Source organism: Gelidibacter sp. F63206 (assembly GCF_023015735.1).
The window spans coordinates 25,937-32,767 of the sequence record NZ_JALKAU010000052.1; the positions used below are offsets into that span (position 1 = coordinate 25,937).

5 protein-coding genes are annotated in these 6,831 nt (G+C 37.9%); 2 read left to right on the forward strand and 3 right to left on the reverse strand.

Annotated elements, in window-relative coordinates:
* Window positions 1-184 precede the first annotated feature (184 nt).
* The gene (locus MWU32_RS05385) at window positions 185-316 is read right to left on the reverse strand and encodes a hypothetical protein (RefSeq protein WP_262914697.1); all 132 of its coding nucleotides are present in this window, start codon (window positions 314-316) and stop codon (window positions 185-187) included.
* Between the two features lie 518 nt (window positions 317-834).
* Complete coding sequence (locus MWU32_RS02270; protein ID WP_246937411.1) at window positions 835-4,257, reverse strand: methylmalonyl-CoA mutase family protein; 3,423 nt, start codon at window positions 4,255-4,257, stop codon at window positions 835-837.
* A 324-nt stretch (window positions 4,258-4,581) separates the two neighbouring features.
* Here MWU32_RS02270 and MWU32_RS02275 point away from each other — a divergent pair, with 324 nt between their 5' ends.
* Both MWU32_RS02275 and MWU32_RS02280 read left to right on the forward strand, forming a co-directional pair.
* Complete coding sequence (locus tag MWU32_RS02275) at window positions 4,582-5,289, forward strand: DUF4197 domain-containing protein (RefSeq protein WP_246937413.1); 708 nt, start codon at window positions 4,582-4,584, stop codon at window positions 5,287-5,289.
* A gap of 157 nt (window positions 5,290-5,446) precedes the next feature.
* A complete protein-coding gene (locus tag MWU32_RS02280; RefSeq protein WP_246937415.1) occupies window positions 5,447-5,647 on the forward strand; it encodes a Lacal_2735 family protein in 201 nt (66 codons plus the stop codon).
* A gap of 275 nt (window positions 5,648-5,922) precedes the next feature.
* Here MWU32_RS02280 and MWU32_RS02285 read toward each other — a convergent pair whose 3' ends face one another.
* A complete protein-coding gene (locus tag MWU32_RS02285) occupies window positions 5,923-6,726 on the reverse strand; it encodes an ABC transporter substrate-binding protein (protein ID WP_246937417.1) in 804 nt (267 codons plus the stop codon).
* Window positions 6,727-6,831: the final 105 nt, after the last annotated feature.

The window sequence follows — 6,831 nt, forward strand, 5'->3', positions numbered from 1 at the left end:
CAGCTCTCGAGCTCTCCCTATAAAATTCGAAAAACCAAATCACATCTATTGGCTTAGTTGAAAATCACTAACCTGATTCTTCGGGACTTATTTTCACAGATCATCGCATACAAAAGACCTGACAGGTTTCGGAAACCTGTCAGGTCTGAAAAAAATTTCCTTAAATATTCTTGATTAAAATTAACTAATCGTAACCATTCCATCCTTCAATTTGACTTTCTGCCAAATAATATTTTTCTGATTTAATAGTGTAGATCAACCAATCAAAATAATTTTTTGATTTTCTCGTGAACTTGTAACGTAGTGTTGTTTCCATAATCGAATCATTTTATAGGTTATACTTAAATAGGTTAATAGCGACCCTATAAAATTAGTCCTGAAAGCTGATAATAGCACTGTTTCTAAACACATATTAGTTGTTTTACATTTCTAACCACCTAATAGGCATCACTTTACATAAATTAACGATGAACGGTTGAGTTTATAATCGAAAAGAAACCGAACACTCTTCGTTCAGGATGGATTTTATTGATTTATGAAATATGATGAAAATTAGTTGAAGCAGTTAAAAACCTTTTAGTCACGCTCACAAAACACTGTACTTACAAGTTTTAGGAAAAGCATATATGGATTAACTGAATCAAAAGGATGCACCAGATCCCACCCAAAAGTGGGATAAGACCTTGGACTTCGCTCAGGGTAAGCTTTTTACACACATTTTCCGAAAAGGAAAATGTGGCTCAGCAGATATCAGCTCAACATCAACAGATCCCGCCCAAAAGCGGGATAAGCGACTCACACACATTTTCCGAAAAGGAAAATGTGGTTCGCTGCTTACATATTTCTTCGATACTGACCACCAACTTCAAATAAAGCTTCCGTAATCTGGCCCAATGAAGCCACTTTACAGACCTCCATTAAAGCCTCAAAAATGTTTTCATTATGAATAGCTTTGTGCTGCAAGTCTTTTAGCAAATCTTTTGTATCATTTCCTTTGTGTAGATTTTCGAGCGTTTTAATTTGAAACTGTTTCTCTTCCTCGGTAGCCCTAATAACTTCCTTCGGGATAATTGTTGGAGATCCTTTACTGCTTAAAAAGGTGTTCACGCCAATAATTGGAAAATCGCCATTATGTTTTAAAGTCTCATAATACAAGCTTTCTTCCTGAATTTTACTGCGTTGGTACATGGTTTCCATAGCACCAAGAACGCCTCCCCTTTCTGTAATACGGTCAAATTCCATCAACACCGCCTCCTCTACCAGATCGGTTAATTCTTCAATAATGAAAGAGCCTTGAATTGGGTTTTCATTTTTCGCCAATCCTAATTCCTTATTGATGATCAATTGTATAGCCATGGCACGTCTCACCGATTCTTCGGTTGGTGTGGTAATGGCTTCGTCATAGGCATTTGTATGGAGTGAATTACAGTTGTCGTAAATGGCATACAAAGCCTGAAGCGTCGTCCGGATATCATTAAAATCAATCTCTTGTGCATGCAGGCTACGCCCTGAAGTTTGGATATGATATTTCAACATTTGTGCTCTCGGGTCGGCGCCATATTTATTTTTCATGGCCTTCGCCCATATTTTACGCGCCACGCGACCAATTACGGCATATTCAGGATCAATCCCGTTGGAAAAAAAGAATGATAGGTTTGGACCAAATTTATTGATGTCCATCCCTCTACTCAAATAATACTCCACGTAGGTAAATCCGTTGGATAAGGTCAATGCCAACTGCGTAATTGGATTTGCTCCAGCTTCTGCGATATGATAACCTGAAATAGACACAGAGTAAAAGTTGCGCACATTGTTCTCAATGAAATATTCCTGTACATCCCCCATCAGTCGCAAAGCAAATTCTGTAGAGAAAATACAGGTGTTTTGCGCTTGGTCTTCTTTTAAGATATCGGCCTGAACGGTACCACGCACTTGAGCAATGGTTTTGGTCTTGATGTCTTGATAAACGTCCTTCGGCAATACTTGATCGCCTGTCACACCTAAAAGCATTAACCCCAAACCATCATTACTTTCTGGCAAGTCGCCTTTGTAGCTTGGGCGTTCTACACCCTTATCTTTGTAGATTTTGGCAATCTTGGCCTCTACTTCCTTTTCCAGTCCATTCTCCTTGATATAAAGCTCACATTGTTGATCAATAGCAGCATTCATAAAGAAACCCAAAAGCATTGGAGCAGGACCGTTTATGGTCATACTTACCGAGGTCATTGGATGTGATAGGTTAAAACCAGAATACAGTTTTTTGGCATCATCCAAACAACAGATACTTACCCCAGCATTTCCAATTTTCCCATAAATATCAGGACGGTAATCGGGATCATTTCCATAAAGTGTGACGCTATCAAAGGCAGTAGATAAACGCTTGGCCGGTAAACCCATGCTCACATAATGAAAACGGCGATTGGTCCTTTCCGGGCCCCCTTCGCCAGCAAACATACGTGCTGGATCTTCTCCCGTTCTTTTAAAAGGATATAGCCCAGCGGTAAAAGGAAATTCACCTGGAACATTCTCTTGTAAAATCCATCTTAAAACATCACCCCAAGCTTGGTACTTTGGGAGGGCAACTTTAGGGATCTTTAAATGGGAAAGCGTCTCAGTATGGGTCTCAATTTTTATTTCCTTACCCCTCACTTTAAAAGCATAAACTGGATTTTTGTAAGTATTGACTTTTTCATCCCAACCAGTAATAACTTCCCAATTGTAAGGATCAAGGTTTAACTTGACACGGTCAAATTCGGCCACCAGTAGTTTTACAAAATCCTTATTTTCGACACCACTTGAGTTGATATATTGATCATCTATCCCCGCTTTGTCCAATTTTGGAGTTTGTCCAATAACGGATTCGATGGTTTTATAAATCCCATAAAGATTTTGTGCCACTTCAACCTGTTCCGTTGCCGTTTTATCATAAGCACGATTACTCTCCGCTATTTCAGAGAGGTAGCGTGTTCTTGCAGGAGGAATTACAAAAATCTTCTCGCTCATTTCATCAGAAATGGTAAAAGTCGATTTTAAATCGGCCTTCGTTTTGTCGACAATTTTATCCATGATCGCCTTATACAACGTATTCATTCCCGGATCGTTAAATTGTGAGGCTATCGTCCCGAAAACCGGTAAGTCTTTTGGATCCACATCCCATAGGAGATGGTTGCGAACGTACTGTTTTTTCACATCTCGCAAAGCATCCAAAGAGCCACGTTTGTCAAATTTGTTGATGGCCACCAAATCGGCAAAATCGAGCATGTCAATCTTTTCCAATTGTGTAGCAGCACCAAATTCTGGCGTCATTACATATAACGACACGTCAGAATGTTCAATAATTTCCGTATCCGACTGGCCTATCCCTGAGGTTTCGATAATGATCAAATCATATTCTGCAGCTTTCAAAACTTCAATAGCTTCATTGACATATTTTGAAAGTGCAAGATTAGATTGACGAGTCGCCAAACTTCGCATATAGACACGAGGGTTGTTGATGGCATTCATCCGGATACGATCTCCAAGTAAGGCCCCACCAGTTTTCCGTTTTGAAGGATCGACAGAGACTAAACCTACAGTCTTCTCAGGAAAATCGATTAAAAAACGACGTACCAATTCATCCACCAATGATGACTTACCGGCACCTCCTGTTCCAGTTATACCAAGAACCGGTGTTTTTGAAGTTTTATTTTTTATATGAATTTTATCCAATATAACTTCTGCCACCTCTGGAAAGTTTTCAGCCGAAGAAATGATTCTTGCAATGGCCTTTAGATTCTTTTTCTTTAAATCATTTAATTCAACGTTCAGTTCATCTCCTATCGCATAATCAGAAGTTTTCACAAGATCATTGATCATACCCTGCAACCCCATTTCCCTACCATCATCTGGAGCATAAATTCTGGTAATGCCATAATCCATCAATTCTTTAATTTCTGAAGGAAGAATGACACCGCCACCGCCGCCAAAAATCTTGATATGCCCTGCGCCTTTTTCTCTTAATAGGTCATACATGTATTTGAAATACTCATTATGTCCACCTTGATAGGAGGTAATTGCAATGGCATTAACATCTTCCTGAATGGCAGTATTGACCACCTCCTCTACACTTCTATCATGACCCAAATGAATCACTTCAACCCCTGTAGATTGGATGATGCGACGCATGATGTTTATGGCTGCATCATGCCCATCAAAAAGAGAAGCAGCAGTTACTATTCTGACTTTATGTTTCGGTTTATATGGTGTTGCTTGTATCATTGTTGAAAATTGAAATTATAGGTCCTGCAAATTTACAGATTTTATAAAAGAAGTCGCCTTATATTAAGAATAGTTTAAACTTGTAAATAGGGATAAAGCAGTGTCTCTACTCAATATTTTGGAATGTTTTTAAAAAATGCTGTGGATCTTAAGTGGAAATCAAGAACCTCCGGGTATTCAAACCCATTGGTGGGAAGAAAAAAACTGATGGTAGAAATAAACACAGTGACGCCATAAAACTTGGTCTTTACGGCAATATCTTTCCCAAATACAGGTAATCTAAACTATTTCATATATTTTTGGACACACTAAAATTAGACATATATGAAAAAATCGATAGTTGTTTTACTTACATTTTTCACAGTGCACTCCTGTGCAGAATTACAGGGCGTTGTTGACTCATTACCACAAGGAGGTGGGGTTTTGAGCAATACTGATATTGCATCCGGCCTAAGGCAAGCTTTGGATTTGGGTATCGAAAAGCAAGTGACCAAACTGACCAAAACTGATGGTTTTTATAAAAATGAACTTGTAAAAATTCTTTTACCGACAGAATTACAAAAAGTAGACAAAGGTCTACGTGATATAGGATTAGGCAGCCTGGCCGATGAAGGGCTAAAAGCACTCAATAGAGCTGCTGAGGATGCCGTTAAAGAGGCCACGCCAATTTTCGTGGATGCAGTTAAGGAAATTACCTTCGCCGATGCAAGGAATATACTTTTAGGTGCCGATGATGCCGCAACGCAATATCTTACTAGTAAGACTAAGACGCCTTTATACGATAAGTTTCATCCAGTAATCAATAATTCGTTCTCCAAAGTTGGTGCGGATCAGATTTGGCAAAATCTAATCAACCGATACAATGCCATCCCATTCACTAATAATGTTAATCCAGACTTGACAGATTATGTAACTGAACAAGCATTAAAAGGAGTGTATACCATGATTGCAGTTGAAGAAAAAGAAATAAGAAATAAGGTAGGCGCGAGAAGTACAGACCTATTAAGAAGAGTTTTCGCACTACAAGATTAAATTTATACTAAAGGATTTAAATCCTGTTTTTGGACAAGTTGATTACAAACAAAGGTCAGTGGACAATGACCACCGACTTTTTTTTGAATATTAATAAAAATTTAACTTGCTCGCTATCTGTTTTTTAGATATATTTAACTATCAAACTCTTGTAGTCATGAAAACTTTAATGGAAATCAAAACGCACCAACTCAAACTACAAGCGCGGTATAAGCAGCTTATCGAACAAGCCTACAATGTCCGTCAAACAGATCATGCTCTAAGTGATATTTCAGAGTATAAAGCGATCAAGCTTTTAAACAAGCTGAATCGCTTGAAGTATTTAAGTAGAGACACTACCGTGAAAAGATTAAATTAAAAATTACCAAAATTTTAACTTTATCACCACATCCTTAAGGGGTTATCTTGCGTATTTATAGTTTAAGACATTAACCTATGAATAAGAAACCACTATGAATTCACATAATTGCAAAGTCGGAAAAGTTAAATTTAGCCTCAACGACGTTTTAAATCTTAAGGAGGTAGAAAAAAACTACATCAAATTCACTGAAGAAGCCTATAATATGTTACAACTGGACGCCAGTTTGAGTGATTTTTTGTACCATGAAGCTTCCAAACTGAGAAAAATAATTCTCAACTTAAAAAATTCGGAGACAACTGATGTTGATGCAGCGTTTTAAAATAATCAAACGCCTTCAATAATCGCGATCCATACCATGAGAACATTTCACCATCAACCACAAGGATGGTTGCATTGGGAAAGAAAGGACTAAACTCTTGTTTGTGCTTATTTTTGAATGGAAATGGCTCAGTTGACAGCATCACAATATCTGCGTTTTCCGGTAAATAGTCTTTGAGAACAACTTCTGGGTATCGGTTTAAGTTTCCATAATAATTATCAAACCCATTTAAACGCAGTAATTCATCTATAAAATTATGTCGTGCTGCGACCATCCAAGGTTGTTTCCAAATAAAATAAGCAACACTTCTCTTGGGTTGGTCCTTTATGAAAGCCTCGAATTCAAACTTCTTATCAGATATCTCCTTGACCATGGCACTGGCCTCGAGTTCTTTAGAAAATAGCTCTCCATATAATTCGATTAATTCCAGAGCATCTTCAATTGTATAAATATCACTGAGATGCACAGTGGCTATTTTTTCCAAATCCTCAATCATCTCTTTGGTATTCTCCTCTTTATTGCACAAGATGATATCAGGATTCAAATCTTTTATTTTATCAAGATGGACTTGTTTTGTCCCACCAACGATGACCTTGTCTTCTTTAAGGTGTATTGGATGCACACAGAATTTGGTAATCCCAACAATTGAAGACTCCAAGCCTAAATCGACCAACAGCTCGGTTTGTGACGGGACCAAGGAGATGATCCGTTTTGGAGTTTGATCTATTAAAATATGTCTATGGAGTTGATCTTTCATTTGATTTTCGCAGAACTTTTTCGTAAAATTTTCTCACAGAAGTGCTGAGGCGCCAGGTGAAGCACGCTTTAAAACTTCACTTATTATCGACTTTTAGATATTTAA